Raw genomic sequence first — 21,459 nt, 5'->3', positions numbered from 1 at the left:
CAAACGCAACACGCGGTCGTAGCCGCGGAGGGTGAGCTGCCCGCGCTCGAGCGCCCTGTCCAGGGGCGCCCGGACGCCGTGAGGCACCCTCAGGTCGCCCTGCCGCAACCAGGCCCCCGCCACCTCCGCGTTGAGCGTCCAAGGCGTCTGCGCCCACCGTTCGGCCGCTCGTGCACGCGCCGCCGCCACGCGGCTCGCAGCATCCACGCTGGTCACTCCCGTCCGCTCGCTCGATGTCGCCCGCGATGCCGCGACGCGCGCGACCTGAAGGTCGATGTCGATGCGATCGCGCAGCGGCCCCGACAGGCGCGCGGAGTAGCGACGGATCGCGATCGGCGGGCAGATGCACTCCGCACCGCGCACGCCGTAGTTGCCGCACGGGCACGGATTCGTTGCGAGGATGAGCTGGAAGCGCGCGGGAAAGCGGGCACGGAACCCGGCGCGATCGATCTCGATGACCCCGGACTCCAGCGGCTGCCGCAGCGCGTCGAGCGCGACCCGTGAGAACTCGGCCGCCTCGTCGAGGAACAGGACCCCGCGGTGCGCCCGGACGATCGCTCCCGGCCGCACCGCACGCGAGCCGCCACCGACGAGCGCCGCGACGGAGGCACTGTGATGCGGCGCCTCCAGGGGCGGCACATCGTCGAGCACGTTCACGGCCGCACCGGAGAGTGAACGAACGGCGGCAACCTCGAGTGCCTCGTCTTCGGTCAAGGCCGGCAGGATGCCAGGCAGTCGCCGAGCGAGCATCGTCTTGCCGGCGCCTGGCGGCCCGCTCATCAGCAGATGATGCCCGCCGGCTGCCGCGACGATCAGCGCCTCGACCGCCTCCTCCTGTCCGACGACGTCGGCGAGGTCGAGCAGCTCCGGGACGGCCGTCGCGGGTGCTTCCGCCGCCACCGGCTCGACATCGGCGACCGCGACGTCAGCACCGTGCCACATCGCGACCTCGGCGAGTGTCGCCGCGGCGCGCACATCCATGCCGGGCACGAGGCGCGCCTCGGCCGCGTTCGCGTGCGGTACGACGACACGGTCGAACCCCGCGCGCGATGCGGCGAAGACCGCGGGCAGCACCCCGGGCACCGGACGCACCCGCCCGTCGAGCCCGAGTTCGCCGATGTGCACAGTGCGGGCGATGGATGCGGCATCCAGCACTCCCCCGGTGGCGACGGCGCTGATCGCGATGCCGAGGTCGAATCCGCTGCCGTGCTTGGGCAGGCTGGCCGGCGACAGGTTCACGGTCAGGCGACGCCGGGTGAGCGCGAGCTCGGCGTTCGTGACGGCATTGTGCACGCGCTGCGCGGCCTCGCCGAGTGCCTTATCCGGCAGCCCGACGATCTTGAACCCGGGTGTCTGGTTCGATACATCGGCCTCGATCTCGACGAGATGCCCGTCGACCCCGGTGAGCGCGACGGCCCACGTGCGCGCGGTTCTCATCGCAGATCAACCAGATGCTCGACCACGGCCCGCACCGGGTCAGGTCCGATGATGCCGACGACTTCGAGGCGCAGCATCCGAGTGCCGGCGACCTCGGAATGCGACCGGCACCAGGCGTATGCAAGCCGCCACAGCCGCTCCCGCTTGCGATCGTCCACCGCGTCGAACGGGTGCCCGAAGGCGATGCTGCGCCGGGTCTTCACCTCGACGACGCAGATCATGCCGTCCTTCTCGGCGACGATGTCAATCTCGCCCTGGCTGCACCGCCAGTTGCGGTCGAGGACCTGGTACCCCTGGGTGTTCAGATAGAGGACGGCGCGCTCTTCACCTGCGCGCCCGAATACGTCTTTCGCTGCCATGCAGACAGCTTGTTACCGCTGGGCGCACGGCTGGTGCCGGAAAAGACGCGACCTGTGCACACGAATTCGGCAGGTGCCGAACTGTGGAAAGAAGTCACTTGCCGTCGAGCGACAGCTCCTCGGGCAGCTCGAACTCGCGGCGCTGAAGCTCTTCGACGTTGACGTCCTTGAAGGTCAGCACGCGCACGGCCTTCACGAACCGGTCAGCGCGGTAGATGTCCCACACCCAGACATCCGCCATCGAGATCTCGAAGTAGAAGTCGTGCTCGGTGTCGCGGCGAACGACATTGACCTCGTTGGCGAGGTAGAACCGGCGCTCCGTCTCGACGACATACTGGAATTGCCCGACGACGTCGCGATACTCGCGGAACAGCCCAAGTTCGAGTTCTCTGTCGTAGTCGTCGAATGCCTCTTCATCCATGATGACTCCATCCTAGGAGTTCAGAACAGCGTCGGCGCATCCGCGATCGCCCACGACGACCGGTGGAACGGCGACAGGCCAGCATCGCGGATGGCCGCACGATGCTCCGGGCTCGCATACCCCTTGTTGCGATCCCACTGGTAGAGCGGGTGATCCGCGTGCAGCTCCCCCATGTGGGTGTCTCTGGCCACCTTCGCGATGACGGATGCCGCCGATACCGAAGCGCAGTCGCGATCGCCCTTGATGACCGAGCGCACCTGCATCGGCGCGGCATGCACGCGCGAGACGTAGTCGTGATTGCCGTCGAGAAGCACCAGGGCGCCGTCCAGGGCGGCACCCTGCGTCACGACGGCATCGATGGCCCGTGATGCGGCGAGGCCGAGCGCGCGCATGATCCCGCCGTCGTCGATCTCCGCAGCGCTCGCCCAGCCGACGGCGGAGGCCTGCACCCAGGATGCGGCGCGGGCGGCGACGTCGGGCCGGCGCTTCTCAGTCACGAGCTTCGAGTCGCGCAGCCCTTCGGGAACGCGCCTGCGGGCGCCAGCGGCATCCATCACCGCTGCTCCCACCGCGACGGGGCCGGCCAGGGCGCCGCGCCCGACCTCGTCGAGCGAGATGATCAGGTCGTACTCGGCGAGGAGTCTGCGCTCGAGCGTGAGCCGCGGGGCCGCGACGGTCATTCTTCCGGTTCCGGTACGCCGTTGAAGGAGTCGTGATGGCCATCGATCGTGCCGAGGCGCGACAGCGGCCAGGTCGTGAAGAACGCCTTGCCGACGACGTTGTCCAAGGGCACGAACCCGCCGCTGGGCAGATCCTGGTGGGCACGGGCATCCTGCGAGCGATCGCGGTTGTCGCCGAGCACCCACATCGAGTTCTCCGGGACGGTGACATCGAACGGCTCGTTGGATGCCGCCGTGTCGCCCTCCGGCAGGTTCAAGTACGACAGTTCGTCGACCGGCGCGTCGTTGATCGTGATCTGTCCGAGCGAATTGCAGCACACGACGTGGTCTCCGGGGAGTCCGATCAGCCGCTTGACCAGGTGATCCTCGCTGTCGGACGACGACAGCCCGATGATCGTCAGCAGCCCGTCGAACCACTCGAGCAGCACCGGGCCCGGAGGCTCTTCCGCCTTGACCGGGAGCCATCCGCCCGGATCGGCGAACACGACGACGTCGCCGCGGGAGTAGCCCGTCCAGCGCGGTGTCAGCTCATCGACGAGGATGCGGTCGTTGACGAGCAGCGTCTTCTCCATCGATGCCGACGGGATGTAGAACGACCGCACGACGAAGCTCTTCACGAGGAAGGACACCAGCGCCGCGATGACGATGATCACGAGGACATCGCGCAGGAAGATCCAGAATCCGCGCCTCGGCTTGCTCGCGGCGTCAGGAGCGGAGTCAGTCGTCATCGCATTCCTTCACGGGTCATCAGGCCGCGCACAGACGGCACGTTCAAGGTTCGCATACTCCAGACGAAACGAAGCACCCCGAGACGCTGTGTCCCGGGGTGCTTCGAAGAAACGCGATCAGTTCTCGCGCTTCTCCTTGATCTTGGCCTTCTTGCCGCGCAGGTTGCGCAGGTAGTAGAGCTTCGCGCGGCGCACGTCCCCGCGGCTGACGATCTCAATGCGCTCGAGCACCGGGGAATGCACCGGGAAGGTGCGCTCGACGCCCACCTGGAAGCTGATCTTGCGGACCGTGAAGGTCTCGCGCACGCCAGCACCCTGGCGGCCGAGGACGACGCCCTGGAAGATCTGGACACGGGAGCGGCTGCCCTCGGTGATGTTGACGTGCACCTTTACGGTGTCACCGGGGCGGAAATCGGGGATGTCGGAACGGAGCGAAGCCGCGTCGACGGCGTCCAGGATCTGCATGATCGTCTCTCTCTGCACTCGCCACAGGTCGGATGCAATGGATGGAAGGATTACGTGAGTGTGTGCCGAACGGCGCGTGATGCGTCCGTAGGCTCCCCTGAGGCAGGGCCGGGTTACGGCACAACGATCTATTCTGCCATGGATCCGGCATCCGGCCAAAAGAGTCAGCGCTCGGTGGAGGGCCTCTCCTGGATGATGAACACATCACCGTCGGTCTGCGCGGTGCGCGGCTGCCCCGGTGCGGCATCCTGCGCCGGTGTCGTGGTGATCCGGATGCCGGGGCCGGCCGTCTGCGCCTCGCCCCACAGCTGCCGCAGCATCAGCCAGAACAGTGCGAGTCCGACAACGATCGCGCCGGTCAGAAGCAGCGGGAACCATGCCTCCGGGTAGCATCCGATCGCAATCGTGAGCGCGTGCCACACGCCGACGCCGAGCACATCCCACCATGACGCCATGCCCGTCTCACGGGCCGACGGCCTGGCGCGCTGGAGCAGCGTCAGGCCGAGCTGCCCGAGGAACACGGACGGGATGGCGATGAACAGCACCCATAGGAACGCCCACCCGCCGGCGTTGAACACGCCCCAGCCGATGAGGAGCCACAGCGGCAGCACGACGGCCGCCGGGAACATCCAGCGATAGAAGGCTCGTCGCAACCACATGCTTCGATCGTAGGCGCGCTGCCTGTGCCCAGGTCGCGTGTTCGCTATGAGCGGGCACGGTGATCCTGACCGCTGCGATCACGGCGGCTGTGATCAGGGAGAATGGAGGGAACGAGAGGAACACGATGATCGAACTGCGCACCCCTGCCGAGATCGAAGAAATGCGAGCGGCCGGACGTTTCGTCGCCGAGACCCTGGCGACGCTGCGTGACGAGACGAAAGTCGGCATGAACCTGCTCTCGATCGACCGCAGGGCGCACGACCTGATCCGCAAGGAGGGCGCGGAGTCCTGCTACATCGATTACGCCCCCTCGTTCGGCAACGGCCCGTTCGGCAAGGTCATCTGCACGTCGATCAACGACGCGGTCCTGCACGGTCTCCCCCACGATTACACGCTGCGCGACGGCGACCTCGTCTCGCTGGACTTCGCCGTCGCGGTCGATGGATGGGTCGCCGACTCGGCGGTCTCCTTCGTCGTCGGCACGCCTCGGGATGAGGACCTGCGCCTGATCGATACGACCGAGCGCGCACTGGATGCCGCGATCGCCGCTGCCACGGTCGGCAACCGCATCGGCGACATCTCGGCAGCGATCGCCGAGGTCGGCCACGGCGAGGGCTACTCGATCAACACCGACTTCGGCGGACACGGCGTCGGCCGCACCATGCACGGAGACCCGCACGTCGCCAACGACGGTCGCGCGGGGCGGGGCTTCACGCTGCGCGACGGGCTGGTGCTGGCGCTCGAGCCCTGGTTCCTCGCGACGACCGATGAGCTGCGCACGGATGCCGACGGCTGGACCCTCCGCAGCGCCGACGGTTCGCGCGGCGCCCACTCCGAGCACACCGTGGCGATCACCACCGACGGCCCGATCATCCTCACCGACCGCACCTTCCTGAACTAGTCCCCCTCCCTACTTTCCGCGAGAATCACTTTGCGGCATGAGAATCGTCCCGTATGCGTGCGTCTCATGCAGGAGAGTGATTCTCGCTGGCACGAAACGTCACGCGGCGATGTAGGTGAAGACCTCGGTGACCATGGGCAGGGTGAGCAGGGAACGACCGGCCGTCGCCGGGTCGGTATCGAGGATGCTGTCGAGCTCGGCGACCATGGCGGCACGGGTGTCGTCGTCCGCAGCCAGGAAGCTGCTGACGGTGAGCCAACGGCGGATGTAATCGTCACGGGTGATCTGCTCGGACCAGGCGATCTCCGTGTGCCCGTCGAGGACGAAGCCCGGCAGCTCGTCGGCGGACGCCGTCGTCGAATCGAGGTCCGCGGTCACCGCAGGGTGCGCGACGCTCTGGCACGCTCGATCCCAGGCGCATCCGGGATCCGAGCGGTTCCACAGCAGCCCGAGCACGCCGCCGGTCACCAGCACCCGCCGGATCTCGGCGCACGCGGCATCCCGGTCGAACCAGTGGAACGCCTGCGCGACGGTGACGGCATCCACTGATCGGTCGAGCAGCGGGATGCTCTCCGCGCCGCCGATCCGTGCCGCCACGGCGGGGAGCTTCATACGCAGCACGTCGAGCATCGCGGCCGAGGGCTCGACGGCGATGACCCGATCTGCGCGGGTGATCAGGAGTTCGGTGAACTTGCCCGTGCCGGCTCCGAGATCGAGCACGGCATCCACCCGGTTCGGCAGGATCGCGTCTGCCGCGGCATCCGGAAATCCCGGCCGATACCGGTCGTATTCGTCTCCGACGCCCTCAAAGGCTTTCGCCAACCGCTCTCGCTCCGCCATCCCCCAACGCTACCCCGCGGGATGAGACCGAGAAGGGGGTCAGGCGAGCTCGATGAGGTCCTGGTACTCCTGGTTCCAGATGTCCTCGACGCCGTCGGGCAGGATCAGCACGCGCTCGGGATTGAGCGACTCCACTGCTCCCGGGTCGTGCGAAACGAGCACCACAGCGCCCTCGTAATGCGCGAGCGCCCCGAGGATCTCCTCCCGCGACGCCGGATCGAGGTTGTTGGTCGGCTCATCCAGCAGCAGCAGGTTCGCCGACGAGACCACCAGCGTCGCCAGCGACAGTCGCGTCTTCTCTCCGCCCGACAGCACGCCAGCGGGCTTGAGCACGTCGTCGCCGGTGAACAGGAACGAGCCGAGCACTTTCCGCGCCTCGGTCTCGGTGATGTGCGGCGCCGCCGAGACCATGTTCTCGAGCACTGAGCGGTTCACATCGAGATTCTCGTGCTCCTGCGCGTAATAGCCGACCTTCAGCCCGTGCCCGGGCTCGAGCTGCCCGGTGTCTGGCTCGTCGACGCCGGCGAGCATGCGCAGCAGCGTCGTCTTCCCGGCACCGTTCAAGCCCAGCACGACGACCTTCGATCCGCGGTCGATCGCCAGGTCGACGTCGGTGAAGATCTCCAGCGACCCGTACGACTTCGACAGGCCGGATGCCATCAGAGGAGTCTTGCCGCACGCAGCGGGCTTCGGGAACCGCAACTTCGCGACCCGATCCACCTCGCGAACCTCGTCGAGACCCGACAGCAGCTTCTCGGCGCGGGCAACCATCTGGTGCGCCGCCGCGGCCTTGGATGCCTTCGCCCCGAAGCGCGCGGCCTGCAGCTGCAGCTGCGTCGCCTTCTTCTCGGCGTTGGCGCGCTCCTTCTTGCGACGCTCCTCGTCGGCCACCCGCTGACGCAGGTAGTTCTTCCAGTTCATGTTGTAGATGTCGATCATCTGGCGGTTCGCGTCGAGGTAGAACACCCGGTTGACGGCCTCACCGACCAGCTCGACGTCGTGGCTGATCACGATCAGCCCGCCCTTGTAGCCCTTCAGGAACTCGCGCAGCCACACGACGCTGTCAGCATCGAGGTGGTTGGTCGGCTCGTCGAGGATCATCGTCTGCGCATCGGAGAACAGGATGCGGGCGAGTTCGATGCGCCGGCGCTGACCACCCGAGAGCGTCTTCAGCGGCTGGTCGAGGATGCGATCCGGCAGCGACAGGTTGTTCGCGATGGAGGCCGCCTCGGCCTCGGCCGCATAGCCGCCGAGCGACTCGAAACGCTCGGTGAAGTTCGTGAACTTGCGCATCGCCCGCTCGGCGACCGCCGCATCGTCGGACGCCATGTCTTCGGCCGCCTTCGACATGCCCAGCTGAACGGTTCCCAGCCCGCGAGCATCGAGGATTCGGGTGCGCGCGAGCATCTCGGGGTCACCCGATCGCGGATCCTGCGGCAGATAGCCCAGTTCACCCGACCTGGTGACTTTGCCGCCCGAGGGCATCACATCACCGGCGAGCACCTTGGTGAGCGTGGTCTTGCCGGCGCCGTTGCGACCGACCAGACCGATCTTGTCGCCGTCGGCGACGCGGAACGACACGTTCTCCATCAGGAGACGTGCGCCCACTCGAATCTCGAGGTCGTGCACGGCGAGCACAGCAGAAGTCCGTTTCTTCAGGGGGATGCGGCCGAACGGCCAGCCTCCCAGTATACGTCGCCCGAACGCACCATAAGACACCACTGCGGTACTAGGGGGTCGATACCTCAGAGTGATGTGCGCGCACCCGTCCGATACGTAGCTTTTCCCTCGTGGACATCATCAACGAGCTCATTCTGCAGGCAGTGGCTTCCCCCTGGCTGTACCTCGTCATGTTCGCGACGGCGGTGATCGACGGCTTCTTCCCGCCGATCCCGAGCGAGACGGTATTGGTCGCCGCGGCGGCCGTGGCCGCATCGACTTGCGGCACCAATCTGTGGCTGCTGTGCGCGCTCGCGGCGATCGGCGCGATGATCGGCGACAACATCGCGTATCTGATCGGACGCTCGGTCGGCACGACCCGCTTCGCCTGGATGCGTCGACCTCGCGTGGCCGCGGCCTTCGCACGCGCCCGGGGCACGCTCACCCGCAGCGGCGCAACGCTGATCCTCGGTGCCCGCTACATCCCGGTCGGACGGGTCGTGGTGAACATGTCCGCCGGAGCTCTCGACTATCCCTGGCGCCGGTTCCTGCCGCTCAGCGCCGTCGCCGGTATCTCCTGGGCGATCTACAGCGCCGGCATCGGCGTCCTCGCCGGACACTGGCTCAAGGACCAGCCCCTGCTGAGCGCCGTGTTCGGGATCGCGTTCGCCCTGATCATCGGTGTGATCATCGACCGCACAACTGCCTTCCGCCGTCGCCGTCTGGCCCGCGCGGCCGAGGCCGACGTCCTGGCTTGCGCCGGCCACGACTCCGAGACGAGCGAGCCGCGGGTATCCGTTCCCTCCACGGTGGAAGGATGACCCTATGAACGCGAAACGACCGAAGACGAAGAGGCGGGGTGAGAAGACCCCGAAGCCGGAGCGAGCGCGCCGGCGGCTGTGGCCGCGCGACCGCGGAACGGCTCTGGTGGTGATCCTCGCCGTCGTGGCGGTCGCGCTGTACTCGGTGCTCGTCCCGGTTCATGCCGGCATCTACGGTTCTCCGGTGGCGGTGACGATGGGACTCGCCGTCGCGGCGGTCGGCTCTCCCCTGGTCTCGATCCGGTATCCCCGCATCGCGACGATCCTGTTCACGGCATCCGCGGTCCTCATCCCCCTGATGGTCTCGCGCGACGCCGTGGTCGGCGCGCCGTGGCCCTGGTCGGTGCCGATGATCATCGCCTTCGCCGTCACGGTGGCGGCGATCACCTTCCGGCACGGGTGGCGATCCGGACTGATCCAGCTGCTCCTAGGGAGCGCTGCCGGTGTCGTCGCCGCCCTCATGCTGCCGGCGATCCCCAGCGGCATCTCCCTGATCGTGACGACCTCGGTCGTGGGCGGCGTCTATCTGCTCGCGGTGCTGCTGACGGGGCGACTGCGGCTGGGCGATGAGCTCAACCGCGAACGCGCCCACACCGCGCAGGAGCAGTCCAAACGCGAGCTCGTCGAAGAGCGCACGCGCATCGCTCGCGAACTGCACGATGTCGTGGCGCACAGCATGTCGCTCATCCAGGTGCAGGCGTCCACCGCGCGGTATCGCGTCTCCGACCTGCCGCAGCAGGCGGCGGCGGAGTTCGATGACATCGCGGCATCCGCCCGCAAGGCACTCACCGAGATGCGGCGCGTTCTCGGCGTGCTGCGCACCGAGGATCAATCCGCCGAGCTCGCGCCTCAGCGCGGGATCGATGACATTCCGGAGCTCGTGGAGACCATCCGCCGTGCCGGGGCCACGGTATCGCTGAGTCAGGCCGTGAGCGATGATGTCTCGGCCGCGACGCAGCTCGCCGTCTACCGCATCACGCAGGAGGCGCTGAGCAATGCGGTCCGCCACGCTCCGGACGCTTCGATCTCGGTGTCTGTGAACGCGGACGACACGCACCTCGCGGTCGCGGTCCGCAACGACTACGACGGGGAGAACGCCGGCACGCCGGGCGGTCACGGGCTGCGCGGGATGTCGGAGCGTGCGAAACTGCTCGGGGGCACGGTGACCGCCGGTCCCGGTGCCGGAGGCGTCTGGACGGTCTCCGCGCGGATACCGCGGCGGCCGCTGACACCGCCCACGGAAGGACACCAGTGACGATCGAAGTCCTCATCGCCGACGACCAGGCGATGGTCAGAGCCGGCTTCGCCGCTCTCCTGGACGCCCACGAGGGCATCACCGTCACCGGACAGGCCTCCGACGGCCTCGAAGCCATCTCGCTGGCCGCACGCGTCGACCCGGACGTCATCCTCATGGACGTCCGGATGCCGCAGCTCGACGGCATCGAGGCGACGCGACGCATCCTCGGCCCGTCGTATCCCGCGGCGAAGGTGCCGCGTATCCTCATGCTCACCACGTTCGATATCGACGACTACGTGTACGACGCGCTCCAAGCGGGCGCGAGCGGATTCCTGCTCAAGGACGCGCTCCCCGACGAGCTCGTGCACGCCGTGCGCGTCATCGCATCCGGCGACGCGCTGCTCGCTCCGAGCGTCACGCGCCGCATGATCGCGCAGTTCGCGTCGCAGAAGCCGCACTCCTCGGCATCCACCCATCTGATCGCCGACCTCACCGACCGCGAGCGCGAGGTGCTCGTGCTCATCGGGCAGGGCCATTCCAACAGCGAGATCGCCGGCGCCCTGTTCATCGCCGAGCAGACGGTGAAGACGCATGTCGGCAAGGTGCTCGCGAAGATCGGCGCGCGCGACCGCGTGCAGGCCGTGATCTTCGCCTACGACACCGGACTCGTCGAACCCGCCTGACAGCCCTGCTGCACCTGACCGGCTGGCCCCTACCGCGGTACGGGGTGCGTCGGCACCCCGGTGTGATGTGCCGGTCGGCACCCGCTCCATAACCTCCTCGAACACCCACTGAGGAGGCTTCCCATGGCAATCGCCGAAACGCGGCAGATCCGCACCGACCGGACGGCTTCGCCGACATCCCGTGACACCGGCATCGATCTCGTACGCGCATTCTGCGTGGTGGGCGTCGTGGTGCTGCATTCGCTCATGGTGGGCGTCACCGTCACCGATGCCGGCCCCGTCTTCGCCAACGCCAGCGAGGGCTCATGGTGGATCACCCCGCTCAGCTGGGTTCTTCAGGTCATGCCGCTCTTCTTCGTGATCGGCGGCTTCGCCGGGCACCTGTCATTCACACGCAGCCGAGAGCGCGGCAAGACCGCCGCCTCGTTCGTCGCCGCGCGCGTGCACCGGCTGCTGCTGCCCGCCGTGGTCACCATCGCCGTCGTCGGCGTACTGCTGACGATGCTGCTCCTCTACGGTGTTCCCGACGACCTGGTGGCGATCGCCGGCTTCCGGTTCGGGCAACCGCTGTGGTTCCTCGGGGTCTTCCTGCTCTGCCAGGTGCTCCTCCCTGCGCTGGTCACGGCGCACGAACGCGCACCGTGGCGCACGATCACCCTGCTGGCCGGTGCCGCCGTGGTCGTGGATGCCGTGAGCCTGACGACCGGGATCGCAGGAGTCGGATTCCTCAATCTCGCCTTCGTGTGGCTGACGATGCAGCAGCTCGGCTTCTTCCTCGCAGACGGACGCATCGACGCACTCGCGCCGAGCACTCGTCTGATCATCGCGGCCGGCGCCGTCGGAGCGCTCGTGCTGAGCTTCGCCCTGGGCGTGCACTCCCCCGACCTCATCGCCAACATCAACCCCCCGACGACCGCTCTGCTGCTCGTCGGCGTGGCGCACACGATGGCGATGTCGCTGGTGCGCGACCGCCTCGCACGCTGGAGCAGCACCGCGTTCGGCACTCGACTGCGCGGTTTCATCACCCCGCGCGCGATGACGATCTACCTGTGGCACATGCCCGTGCTGCTGGCGATGGCCGGCGCCTGCGCCGTGTTCGCGATCGTGACCGGCTTCGCTCTTCCGGAGCCGAGCAGCGTCGCGTGGTGGATGACGCGTCCGCTCTGGCTGGCCGTGGTGTTCACGCTGACGGCCGCCGTCGCCTGGGTCCTCGCTGCCGTCGAAGCGCGGCCGGCACCGACTCCGGCGTCATCGCCTCGTCGGCTGGTCGCCGCGTCGGCGCTGGGTATCGCGGCCGTCATCGGCCTCCTCGTCACGGGAGCTTCGCCCCTGACGACAGCGATCGCCGTGGTGATGATGCTGGCGGCTCTGCGCCTCGCTCGGTCGGGTGGCGGGACGATCCTCCCGCCGAACCCGTGGCGTCCGAGATGGACAGCGCCGACGAGTTGAACCCGGCATTGCCCGGTGCGGAGTATGCGAGCGTCAGGACCGTCAGCCGCGGATACAGCAGTCCCATGCCGCCGCCGGCGAAACCCCAGCCGATGACGATGATCACGGGGGACGCACCGGTCAGCGTCGTCACGAGCACGCTCGCCAGCGCCACCAGAATGAGCCCGAGACTGATCAGGGCGATGCGGTGGTTGCCGAGGGTCTCGCCGTACCGCCCCTGGAGCGCCGATCCTCCTGCCCACGCGAACGCGGCGAGCATGAGGGCGATCCCGGCCCAGGTCGGCGTGAAGCCGAACTCAGCCATGAGCAGGTAGGGGATGTACGCCTCGGCAGCGAAGAACGCGCCGGCGACGAGGCCGCGGACGAGGATGACACTCGGCAGCCCGCGCACGGAGCGCAGGGCGCCCCGCGGAAGCAGCGGAACGACGGCGAAGCCGATTACGACGATGGCGAGCACAGCGACCGGCCACCCGACGACGGGTTGCGCGTCGGCCGACAGTCCCACCGCCACGGCGCCGACGGCTACGACGACGGCCAGCAGCAGCCGTCTGCCGAGTCCGGTGACGCTGGATGCGTCTCCGCCGCCGAGATCGAGCGCACGGAGCCGGACGGCGATGATGACGAAGGCGATCGCCGTGAGCACGGCGACGCCGAGGAACGTCCAGCGCCAGTCCAGGAACTCTGCCACGGCACCGGCGAGGAACGGGCCGACCATCGCCGGCACCACCCAGGCGGCCGCGAACGCTGCGAAGATCCGGCCGTGCAGATTCGGCGGGTAGAGCCGCGCGACGACCACGTACAGTGCGACGGTCTCACCCCCGGCACCGAGCCCCTGCACGAGCCGTCCGACGAGGAACTGCTCCATCGTGAACGCGAAGCCTGAAATCAGCAGGCCGGCGATGAAAAGCGACACGGCGACGTAGAGCGGTCCGCGCGGACCGCGCGCGTCCGACCAGGCGCCGCACGCGACCATGCCGATGACGCTGGTGGCCAGCGTTCCGGCAAAGGCGACGGCGTACAGATCCTGTCCGTCCAGAGCCGCACTCACCACGGGCATGACTGTCGTCACCGCCAGCGCTTCGATCGCCCCGAGGAAGATCAGCGCGATCCCGCCGACCGAGACCCAGATGCGCTCCCGATCCCAGATCGACGGAGCGGCGGTGCTGCTCATGCCCCGGGGTGATCGAGTGCAGCAATGCGCGTGATGGCTTCGGTGATGATTTCGGGGCTCGTTCCGAAGTTCAGGCGAACGTGGCCAGCGCCCTCAGCGCCGAAGGCATGTCCGAACTGCAGCGCGACCTTCGCCTCGCGGAGCATGCGCTTGGCGGGGTTCGTGCCCCAGCCGAGGTCGGTGAGGTCGATCCAGGCGAGGTACCCGGCATCCGGAATCCGATACCGGGCGGCCGGGAGGTGCTCGGCGAGAAGATCGGCGACGAGGCGGCGGTTCTCGTCGAGCGTCGCGAGCAGACCGCCGAGCCACTCGTCGCTCTCCTCGGAGAACGCGGCGGTGGCCGCCAGCATCCCGAACTGCCCCGTGCGCCATTCCACTTCCACGGGCATCCCGCGCACGAGCCGGGTGGTGTCGTCCGCCGCGGTGACCATCAGCGCACACTTGAGTCCGGCGAGGTTGAACGCCTTACTGGCGCTGACGACGGCATAGCCGACGGCCCGCGCGGCATCCGATACCGCCAGAAACGGTGTGAACCCGGCACCCGGCTGGGTGAGCGGTGCGTGGATCTCGTCGGACACGACCGCCGCGCCGTGGGTCGCCGCAAGCTCGGCCAGCGCCACGAGGGATGCCGCGGAGTGCACCGTGCCGGTCGGATTGTGCGGGTTGCACAGCAGTACGGCTCGTGCGCCGCCTTCGAGAGCCGAGCGGATGCCGTCGAGGTCGAGTTCCCAGCCCTCCCCGGTGTCGCGCAGGGGGACGCGCTCGACCACGGCGCCGGCCTCTTCGACCAGATCGTAGAAGGGCGGGTACACCGGCGGGGTGACGACTATCCGCTCGCCGGGAGTCGTCACGCGCCGCAGGAGCTCGACGATGCCCATGCTGACGTCGGCGGTCGAACGCATGCGGGCGGGGTCGGGCGACCAGCCGTAACGGCGCTGCGCGAAGCCGCTGAAAGCCGCGGCGAGGGGTGTGCGCGACGCGACGTATCCGGTGTCGCCGGAGCGCACGGCACGCTCAAGCGCCTCGGTGATCGCCGGCGCAAGGGGAAAGTCGGTCTCTGCCACGAAAAGCGGCAGGACGTCTGCGGGGTACTCCCGCCACTTCTCGCTGGTGCGCTCTCGGAGCTGTTCCAGCGGAAGGGCGGAGACCTTCTCGATCACGTCAGATGGCGAAGCCGAGTGCGCGCATCATGTCGCGCCCGTCGTCGGTGATCTTCTCCGGGCCCCACGGCGGCATCCATACCCAGTTGATGCGGAACCGGTCGACCACAGCGTCCAGTGCCTGCGCGGTCTGCTCTTCGAGCACGTCGGTCAGCGGGCAGCCGGCGCTGGTGAGGGTCATGTGGATCACCAGGGCATCGTTCTCGTCGTCCCACGCGAGGTCGTAGATGAGTCCGAGGTCGACGATGTTGATCCCGAGCTCGGGGTCCATCACGTCCTTGAGAGCCTCGGTGACCTCGTCGAACTTCTCAGGGGCAAGAGTCGCGGTCATGCCACTAGCCTACGCTTCGATCGGGGCCGCGGGGTCGAGGAACCGATCGTATCCCTCGTCCTCGAGCCGGTCAGCGAGCTCGGGTCCGCCCTCTTCGACGATCTTGCCGCCGACCACCACGTGCACGTGGTCGGGGCGGATGTAGCGGAGGATGCGGGTGTAGTGCGTGATGAGGAGCACACCGAGCCCGGTGGATTCCTTGGCACGGTTGACGCCCTCGGAGACGATCTTCAGCGCGTCGACGTCGAGGCCGGAGTCGGTCTCATCGAGCACGGCGAACTTGGGCTTGAGGACCTCGAGCTGCAGGATCTCGTGCCGCTTCTTCTCGCCGCCGGAGAACCCCTCGTTGACGTTGCGCTGTGCGAACTTCGGGTCCATGCGCAGGTTCGTCATCGACGCTTTGACGTCCTTGGTCCAAGAGCGGATCGAGGGCGCCTCGCCGTCGAGCGCGGTCTTGGCCGTGCGCAGGAAGTTCGTGACGGTGACGCCGGGGATCTCAACCGGGTACTGCATCGCGAGGAACAGGCCGGCGCGGGCGCGCTCGTCGACGGACATCGCCAGGACGTCCTCACCGTCGAACGTGATCGTGCCACTGGTGACGGTGTACTTCGGGTGGCCGGCGATCGTATAAGCAAGCGTGGACTTGCCTGACCCGTTCGGGCCCATGATGGCGTGCGTCTCACCAGTGTTCATGGTGAGGTTGACGCCGTTGAGGATCGGGGTGGCCCCGGCCTCGGTCTCGACCGAGACATGCAGGTCGCGGATCTCAAGAACAGACATTTCAGACTTCCTTCGTGACGGTCGGGTCGATGAGCACGTCGTCGCCGTCGATCTCGACGACATAGACCGGGACGGGCTCGAAAGCAGGGAGGTTCTGCGGGATGCCGGTGCGCAGCGAGAACGCCGAGCCGTGAGCCCAGCACTCCAGCGTGTCGCCCTCGACGAATCCCTCGGACAGCGAGATCTCGCCGTGGGTGCAGGTGTCGCCGATGGCGTGGATCTCGTCATTCGAGTCCCGCACGATGGCCATCGGCACGCCATCGAGTTCGACGCGCAGCGGGGTGTCCTGCTCGAGTTCGTTCACACCGCAGGCGCGCTGGGCGCTCACGCGCTCACCGCCGCGAGTTCGGATTCGATGGCGGCGAGCAGTTCCTCCTCGAGGGCAGGGATGCCGAGGCGCTGGACGACGTCGCTGAGGAAGCCGAGCACGACCAGTCGGCGTGCTTCCTCCTCTGCGATGCCGCGCGCCTGCAGGTAGAACAGTTGCTCGTCGTCGAACCGGCCCGTAGCGCTGGCGTGGCCGGCGCCCTGGATGTCACCGGTCTGGATCTCGAGATTCGGGATCGAATCGGCGCGTGCTCCCTCGGTGAGCACGAGGTTGCGGTTCGCCTCGTAGGAGTCGGTGCCGGTGGCATCCGGCCCGATCAGCACGTCGCCGATCCAGACGCTGTGGGCACTCTGGCCCTGCAGCGCACCCTTGTAGAGCACGTCGCCGGTGGTGTGGGCGCCCTTGTGGTGCAGGTAGACCTGGCTCTCGAGGTGCTGCCCGGAATCGGCGTAGGACAGCCCGTACATGCGCCCCTCGGAACCGGTTCCCGCGAGCTCGATGTTCGGGTTGACGCGCACGACACCGCCGCCGAAGCTGATCACGAAGTGCTTCAGGTAGGCGTCTTTGTCGACGCGCGCCTGGTGCGATGCCGCGTGCACGGCGTCGTCGTCCCAGCGCTGCACCGTGATGACGGTGAGTCGCGAGCCGGGGCGCGCGATGATCTCGACGTTCTGCGCGTACTGCGCAGACCCGCGGTGGCGGAGGACGACCGTGGCGGCGCTGTTCTCGAGCGCCTCGATGACGATGTGGGCGTCGGCGCGCCGGTCGGCGCCCTGCCCGGTGATCGTCACGAGGATGGGCTCGGAGACCTCTTCATCACGGGGGATGCGCACATGCATGCCCTCGCTCGAACCCTGCCAGGCGACCGCCGCAACAATGTCATCGGGAACGAAGACATCACCGCGCGGAGCGGTGCCCGCAGCGAGTGAAGCCGCCACGAACCCGTCGCCGTTCTCGATCTCGTAGGTGACGCCGTCGTTCTGCGCCGCGGCGGCGAACAGGCCGCTCAACTGCGCGACGGGAGTGTGCTTCCAGTTGACCTCGCGGCCGTTGGGAGTGCCGAATTCCTCGGGATCGAACGAGCGCGGGCGCTCGGAACGGGTCTGAACCGGCACGAAGGCAGGCTCGACCTCGGTGTATGCCGTCGTCATACTCAGCCGACCGACCCTTCCATACCCATTTCGATGAGCTTGTTGAGCTCCATCGCATACTCCATCGGCAGCTCTCGCGCGATCGGCTCGATGAAACCGCGCACGATCATCGACATCGCCTCGGTCTCTTCCATGCCGCGGCTCATCAGGTAGAACAGCTGTTCCTCGCTGACCTTCGAGACCGTGGCCTCGTGGCCGAGCTGCACGTCGTCGACGCGGATGTCGATCGACGGGTAGGTGTCAGAGCGCGACTGGGTGTCCACGAGCAGAGCGTCGCAGACGACAGAGTTCGCAGAGTGGTGAGCGGTCGCATCGACGCGCACCTCGCCGCGGTAGCCGGCGCGGCCTCCGCCGCGGGCGATCGACTTCGAGACGATCGACGACTGCGTGTACGGCGCCATGTGGACCATCTTCGCCCCGGCGTCCTGGTGCTGGCCAGGTCCGGCGAAGGCGACGGACAGCGTCTCGCCCTTGGCATGCTCGCCCATCAGATAGATGGACGGGTACTTCATCGTCACCTTCGAGCCGATGTTGCCATCGACCCATTCCATCGTGGCGCCCTCGTGGGCGACAGCGCGCTTGGTGACGAGGTTGTAGACGTTGTTCGACCAGTTCTGGATCGTCGTGTAGCGCACGCGGGCGTTCTTCTTCACGATGATCTCGACGACGGCGGAGTGCAGCGAGTCGGACTTGTAGATCGGGGCCGTGCAGCCCTCGATGTAGTGGACGTAGCTGTCCTCGTCGGCGATGATCAGGGTGCGCTCGAACTGCCCCATGTTCTCGGTGTTGATGCGGAAGTAGGCCTGCAGCGGGATCTCGACGTGCACGCCCTTCGGGACGTACACGAACGATCCGCCGGACCACACGGCAGTGTTCAGTGCGGCGAACTTGTTGTCACCGGACGGGATGACTGTGCCGAAGTACTCCTCAAAGAACTCGGGGTGCTCGCGCAGCGCCGTATCGGTGTCCATGAAGATGACGCCCTGCTCCTCCAAGTCCTCACGGATCTGGTGGTACACGACCTCGGACTCGTACTGCGCGGCGACGCCGGCGACGAGGCGCTGGCGTTCGGCCTCGGGGATGCCGAGCTTCTCGTACGTCTCACGGATCTCGGCGGGAAGGTCTTCCCAGGACTGCGCCTGCTTCTCCGTGGAGCGCACGAAGTATTTGATGTTGTCGAAGTCGATCTCGCTGAGGTCGGCGCCCCAGGTCGGCATCGGCTTGCGCCCGAACAGCTGCAGACCCTTGAGTCGGGTCTTGAGCATCCACTCGGGTTCGTCCTTGAGCGCAGAGATGCCGCGGACGACGTCCTCGGAGAGGCCGCGCTTCGCAATGGCACCGGCGGCATCTTCGTCGTGCCAGCCGAATTCGTACACCCCCAGACTGTCGAGTTCTGGGCGGTCGATCAGCACATCCGACATCACACTCTCCTTGTTGGGCCGCAACGGTATCAGCCGCCCCGACACGCCGTGTCCCCGTCGAGTAGTCGGGGCGGGTGCCGCTGGTGGGCCTCATCACAGACGCATTTCTTCGCGCCTAAACTGTTGGTGATGCATCTCGCTCAGAGCTCGTGCATCGCAACAATCCGATTCTACAGGTTCCCCCTGACAACCGGGCCGTGTCGGCCTGCTCAGGCTCGAGCCGGAGGACACATGCCCGACACGATCGCACCCGCAGCTCCGCCGGTCAGCAGCGGCCGCCCATCGGTGGTGCTCGGACGCCCGCTCCGGGTGCTCGCCTGGCTGTCGTTCCTCGCCGAGGTCATCATCATCGGCACCGGCGGTGCGGTGCGCCTCACCGGTTCCGGTCTCGGATGCTCGGATTGGCCGCTGTGCACCCCGGAATCGCTCGTGCCGATCTACGAGGTGCAGGGCATCCACGGCATCATCGAGTTCGGCAACCGCACGATGACCGGCGTCGTCGGGCTCCTCGCGATCGCCGTGCTCCTGCTCGCCCTCCATGCCGTGGGCGGACGGCGTCCGCTCGTCGCGGCGCTGTGGTTCGCCGCGGGCGGCATCGTGGCCGGGGCGATCTGCTTCGGTGTGGCCGCACTGTTCGTCGACGAGCCGTTCGCCTTCTTCTCCGTCGGGCTCATCCTCGCCACGGTGATCGGTGCCGTGCACTCGTTGCGGATCATCCCGGCACGCCGGGACCTCACCGCCCTGGCGTGGCTGGTGCTGATCGGCGTGGTCGCGCAGGCGTTCGTCGGCGGCGTCACGGTGCTCACCGGACTCAACCCGTTCATCGTCGGGTTCCACTACGCCTCCTCACTCGTCCTCGTGTGCATCACCGCCGCCTTCGTCGTCCGGATGCGGGAGCCCGGCGGCGCACGCACCCGTGTCGTGCCGCGCTGGTTCGCGGGACTGTCGCACCTCACCGGCCTCGCCCTGGCCGTCACGATCTTCTTCGGCGTGCTCACCACCGGCTCCGGCCCGCATTCCGGCGACGCGAACGTCGTCAGGGACGGGTTCGATGCCACTGTGCTCGCGCATGTGCATTCCTGGCCGGGGTACATCCTCGCCGCGCTCGTCACCGTGCTCGCCATCGCGGCATGGACGCTGCACCTCGAGCCACGCCGCTGGCTGCTCGTGCTCGTTCTCGCGATCCTCGTGCAGGTCGGCGTCGGCGTCTGGCAGGCCCGCGACGGACTCCCCGAGCTCCTCGTCGGCATCCACATGGTCCTCGCGGCGCTGTCGGCCGCCGCGTACACGGTCGCCGTGCTGAAGATGCGGAGCCCGATCACGACGCCAGACGCGACAGCCACGACAGACGGGCACTCAGCCCGCGCATAGCGCACGCATCGTGCCCGCATCAGAAGCATGTGAATGCTGACACGCATGAAGAACACGTCACTCACGCGCAGCATCCCGTTCTGGCTGCTTCTGGTCCTGTCCCTCGCCGCCGTCGCCGTCGGCGGCTGGCTCGTGTGGGACAACACCTCCACGATGCAGGCCACCCTCCTCGATGGCACCGCGACGAACGTCGAGGTCTACGTCGGACAGGCGTGGATCACCGCCGGTTCGGGCGTTCTCGCCGCAGGCGTCATCGGCGTTCTGCTCGCACTCGTGCTCGGTGCGGCCAAGAGCCTCGTTCCATCGGCACCGGTCGTGGTCGAAGAGATCGACTGGACGGCAGACACGACAGAGACGCCGGAGACGGACGCGAACGCAGGCTCGTCCGAGGAATCAACCGAGACGGACGCCCCGGCAGAGAATGAGCCGGCTGCGGACGAGGAAGATCAGAACGGCAGCAGCGGATCGACCGCGACGGACAGGAAGATCAGCGTCAAGTAGCTGATCGACGCATGGAAGACGCGCATCGGGCGCGGCTTCGAGCCTCGCACCGCCTGGTCATACAGGCGGTGCGACTCGTAGATGAACCACCCGCCGAAGACGAGCGCGGATGCCGTGTACACCAGGCCCATACCGGCGACCGGGATCAGCAGCAGCGAGCACGCGACAGTGGCCCAGGCGTACAGGATGACCTGCAGCCCGACCTGCGATGCGTTGCGCGTCACGCCGAGCATCGGCACGTCGGCGCCCGAGTAGTCGTCGCGGTATTTCATCGACAGCGGCCAGTAGTGCGCCGGCGTCCACAGGAACACCAGGGTGAACAGCACGATCGCCGGCCAGCCGACATCGCCCGTGACGGCGGACCAGCCGATGACGACGGGGAAGCACCCCGCGATGCCGCCCCAGATGATGTTCTGCTCGGTGCGGCGCTTGAGGATCATCGTGTAGATCACGACGTAGAAGAAGATCGCCGCGACCGAAAGCGCGGCCGTCAGCCAGTTCGTGGTCGCGAGCAGCCACAGCGTGGATATCACCGCAAGAGTCCACGAGAAGACCAGCGCTGCGCGCGGCGAGATCTCGCCGGTGACCAGCGGGCGGTTCTCGGTGCGATGCATGTGCGCATCCATGTCGCGGTCGAGGTACATGTTGAACGAGGCCGCCGAACCGGCGCTCATCGCTCCCCCGATGACGGTGGCCAGTACCAGCCACAGGTTGGGCAGACCGCCCTCGGCGAGGAACATCACCGGCACCGTGGAGACGAGGAGCAGCTCCATGACGCGCGGCTTGGTCAGGGCGACGTACGCCTTGATCGTGCGACCGATCGGCCGCTTCACCGCCGTCGTCTGCGACATGGTCGAGATATCGATCGCCTCCTCCGTGCACACTCCGACAACCCCTCCAGTCTA

At 67.6% G+C, this 21,459-nt stretch carries 23 protein-coding genes and 1 pseudogene; 7 read left to right on the top strand and 17 right to left on the bottom strand.

What is annotated here, in order from left to right; genetic code table 11:
- From ACTICP_RS09920 to ACTICP_RS09890, 7 genes are all read right to left on the bottom strand, one after another.
- Positions 1–1,437: YifB family Mg chelatase-like AAA ATPase (locus ACTICP_RS09920; protein ID WP_441891893.1), on the bottom strand; the 1,437-nt coding region annotated here is incomplete at its 3' end.
- Positions 1,434–1,796, bottom strand: coding sequence for a YraN family protein (locus ACTICP_RS09915; RefSeq protein ID WP_441891891.1), 363 nt, complete (start codon positions 1,794–1,796; stop codon positions 1,434–1,436). The genes ACTICP_RS09915 and ACTICP_RS09920, both read right to left, overlap by 4 nt.
- 94 nt (positions 1,797–1,890) lie before the next feature.
- Entirely contained in the window at positions 1,891–2,217 is a 327-nt protein-coding gene (locus ACTICP_RS09910; protein WP_441891889.1) for a DUF2469 family protein, read from the bottom strand.
- A gap of 20 nt (positions 2,218–2,237) precedes the next feature.
- On the bottom strand, positions 2,238–2,897 hold the full coding sequence (locus tag ACTICP_RS09905; RefSeq protein WP_441891887.1) for a ribonuclease HII: 660 nt from the start codon (positions 2,895–2,897) through the stop codon (positions 2,238–2,240).
- Positions 2,894–3,625, bottom strand: a complete 732-nt coding sequence (gene lepB / locus ACTICP_RS09900; RefSeq protein WP_441891885.1) for a signal peptidase I — start codon at positions 3,623–3,625, stop codon at positions 2,894–2,896. The genes ACTICP_RS09905 and lepB overlap by 4 nt, the downstream gene beginning before the upstream one ends.
- 117 nt (positions 3,626–3,742) lie before the next feature.
- Positions 3,743–4,090, bottom strand: a complete 348-nt coding sequence (gene rplS / locus ACTICP_RS09895; protein WP_441891883.1) for a 50S ribosomal protein L19 — start codon at positions 4,088–4,090, stop codon at positions 3,743–3,745.
- Positions 4,091–4,254: 164 nt separating this feature from the next.
- Positions 4,255–4,749 carry an MFS transporter permease gene (locus ACTICP_RS09890; RefSeq protein WP_441891882.1) on the bottom strand — a complete coding sequence of 165 codons (495 nt, stop codon included), beginning with the start codon at positions 4,747–4,749 and terminating at the stop codon, positions 4,255–4,257.
- Between the two features lie 125 nt (positions 4,750–4,874).
- Here ACTICP_RS09890 and map point away from each other — a divergent pair, with 125 nt between their 5' ends.
- On the top strand, positions 4,875–5,651 hold the full coding sequence (map, locus tag ACTICP_RS09885; RefSeq protein WP_441891880.1) for a type I methionyl aminopeptidase: 777 nt from the start codon (positions 4,875–4,877) through the stop codon (positions 5,649–5,651).
- Between the two features lie 99 nt (positions 5,652–5,750).
- On the opposite strand, the gene ACTICP_RS09880 is transcribed toward map, so the two are convergent.
- Together ACTICP_RS09880 and ACTICP_RS09875 are read right to left on the bottom strand one after the other, a co-directional pair.
- Positions 5,751–6,491: a class I SAM-dependent methyltransferase gene (locus ACTICP_RS09880; RefSeq protein ID WP_441891878.1), complete on the bottom strand. Its 741-nt coding sequence runs from the start codon at positions 6,489–6,491 to the stop codon at positions 5,751–5,753.
- A 39-nt stretch (positions 6,492–6,530) separates the two neighbouring features.
- Positions 6,531–8,129, bottom strand: coding sequence for an ABC-F family ATP-binding cassette domain-containing protein (locus tag ACTICP_RS09875; RefSeq protein ID WP_441891876.1), 1,599 nt, complete (start codon positions 8,127–8,129; stop codon positions 6,531–6,533).
- Between the two features lie 152 nt (positions 8,130–8,281).
- Between ACTICP_RS09875 and ACTICP_RS09870 the strand changes: the two genes are divergently transcribed.
- From ACTICP_RS09870 to ACTICP_RS09855, 4 genes and pseudogenes are all read left to right on the top strand, one after another.
- Complete coding sequence (locus ACTICP_RS09870; RefSeq protein WP_441891875.1) at positions 8,282–8,971, top strand: DedA family protein; 690 nt, start codon at positions 8,282–8,284, stop codon at positions 8,969–8,971.
- 4 nt (positions 8,972–8,975) lie between these two features.
- A complete protein-coding gene (locus ACTICP_RS09865) occupies positions 8,976–10,226 on the top strand; it encodes a sensor histidine kinase (protein ID WP_441891873.1) in 1,251 nt (416 codons plus the stop codon).
- Positions 10,223–10,891 carry a response regulator gene (locus ACTICP_RS09860; RefSeq protein ID WP_441891871.1) on the top strand — a complete coding sequence of 223 codons (669 nt, stop codon included), beginning with the start codon at positions 10,223–10,225 and terminating at the stop codon, positions 10,889–10,891. Before ACTICP_RS09865 ends, ACTICP_RS09860 begins: the two co-directional genes overlap by 4 nt.
- 123 nt (positions 10,892–11,014) lie before the next feature.
- Positions 11,015–12,094: pseudogene (locus ACTICP_RS09855) on the top strand (acyltransferase family protein); the annotation flags it as partial.
- A gap of 109 nt (positions 12,095–12,203) precedes the next feature.
- Here ACTICP_RS09855 and ACTICP_RS09850 read toward each other — a convergent pair.
- Genes ACTICP_RS09850 through sufB form a run of 7 tightly spaced genes read right to left on the bottom strand, consistent with a single transcriptional unit; the run spans position 12,204 to position 18,682 of the window.
- Positions 12,204–13,511 (bottom strand): MFS transporter, encoded by a 1,308-nt coding sequence (locus ACTICP_RS09850; RefSeq protein ID WP_441891869.1) that lies wholly within the window; start codon positions 13,509–13,511, stop codon positions 12,204–12,206.
- Positions 13,508–14,668 (bottom strand): MalY/PatB family protein, encoded by a 1,161-nt coding sequence (locus ACTICP_RS09845; RefSeq protein ID WP_441891901.1) that lies wholly within the window; start codon positions 14,666–14,668, stop codon positions 13,508–13,510. Before ACTICP_RS09845 ends, ACTICP_RS09850 begins: the two co-directional genes overlap by 4 nt.
- A gap of 4 nt (positions 14,669–14,672) precedes the next feature.
- Complete coding sequence (locus ACTICP_RS09840; RefSeq protein WP_441891867.1) at positions 14,673–15,002, bottom strand: metal-sulfur cluster assembly factor; 330 nt, start codon at positions 15,000–15,002, stop codon at positions 14,673–14,675.
- A gap of 9 nt (positions 15,003–15,011) precedes the next feature.
- Positions 15,012–15,782 carry a Fe-S cluster assembly ATPase SufC gene (gene sufC, locus ACTICP_RS09835; protein WP_441891865.1) on the bottom strand — a complete coding sequence of 257 codons (771 nt, stop codon included), beginning with the start codon at positions 15,780–15,782 and terminating at the stop codon, positions 15,012–15,014.
- A gap of 1 nt (position 15,783) precedes the next feature.
- Entirely contained in the window at positions 15,784–16,110 is a 327-nt protein-coding gene (locus ACTICP_RS09830; RefSeq protein ID WP_441891863.1) for a non-heme iron oxygenase ferredoxin subunit, read from the bottom strand.
- Complete coding sequence (sufD, locus tag ACTICP_RS09825) at positions 16,107–17,261, bottom strand: Fe-S cluster assembly protein SufD (RefSeq protein WP_441891861.1); 1,155 nt, start codon at positions 17,259–17,261, stop codon at positions 16,107–16,109. Before sufD ends, ACTICP_RS09830 begins: the two co-directional genes overlap by 4 nt.
- 2 nt (positions 17,262–17,263) lie before the next feature.
- Entirely contained in the window at positions 17,264–18,682 is a 1,419-nt protein-coding gene (sufB, locus tag ACTICP_RS09820) for a Fe-S cluster assembly protein SufB (RefSeq protein ID WP_441891859.1), read from the bottom strand.
- 231 nt (positions 18,683–18,913) lie between these two features.
- Here sufB and ACTICP_RS09815 point away from each other — a divergent pair, with 231 nt between their 5' ends.
- Both ACTICP_RS09815 and ACTICP_RS09810 read left to right on the top strand, forming a co-directional pair.
- Complete coding sequence (locus ACTICP_RS09815; protein WP_441891857.1) at positions 18,914–20,053, top strand: COX15/CtaA family protein; 1,140 nt, start codon at positions 18,914–18,916, stop codon at positions 20,051–20,053.
- Between the two features lie 45 nt (positions 20,054–20,098).
- Positions 20,099–20,554, top strand: coding sequence for a hypothetical protein (locus ACTICP_RS09810; RefSeq protein WP_441891855.1), 456 nt, complete (start codon positions 20,099–20,101; stop codon positions 20,552–20,554).
- Here ACTICP_RS09810 and ACTICP_RS09805 read toward each other — a convergent pair.
- Entirely contained in the window at positions 20,500–21,420 is a 921-nt protein-coding gene (locus tag ACTICP_RS09805; RefSeq protein ID WP_441891899.1) for a heme o synthase, read from the bottom strand. The two genes, ACTICP_RS09810 and ACTICP_RS09805, sit on opposite strands and share 55 nt — an antisense overlap.
- Between the last annotated feature and the right edge of the window lie 39 nt (positions 21,421–21,459).

It is taken from the genome of Microbacterium sp. (assembly GCF_052102115.1).
Classification (GTDB): Bacteria; Actinomycetota; Actinomycetes; order Actinomycetales; family Microbacteriaceae; genus Microbacterium.
Note: the sequence above shows the minus strand (reverse complement) of the source record. Positions and strands in the feature narration are given on the sequence as shown.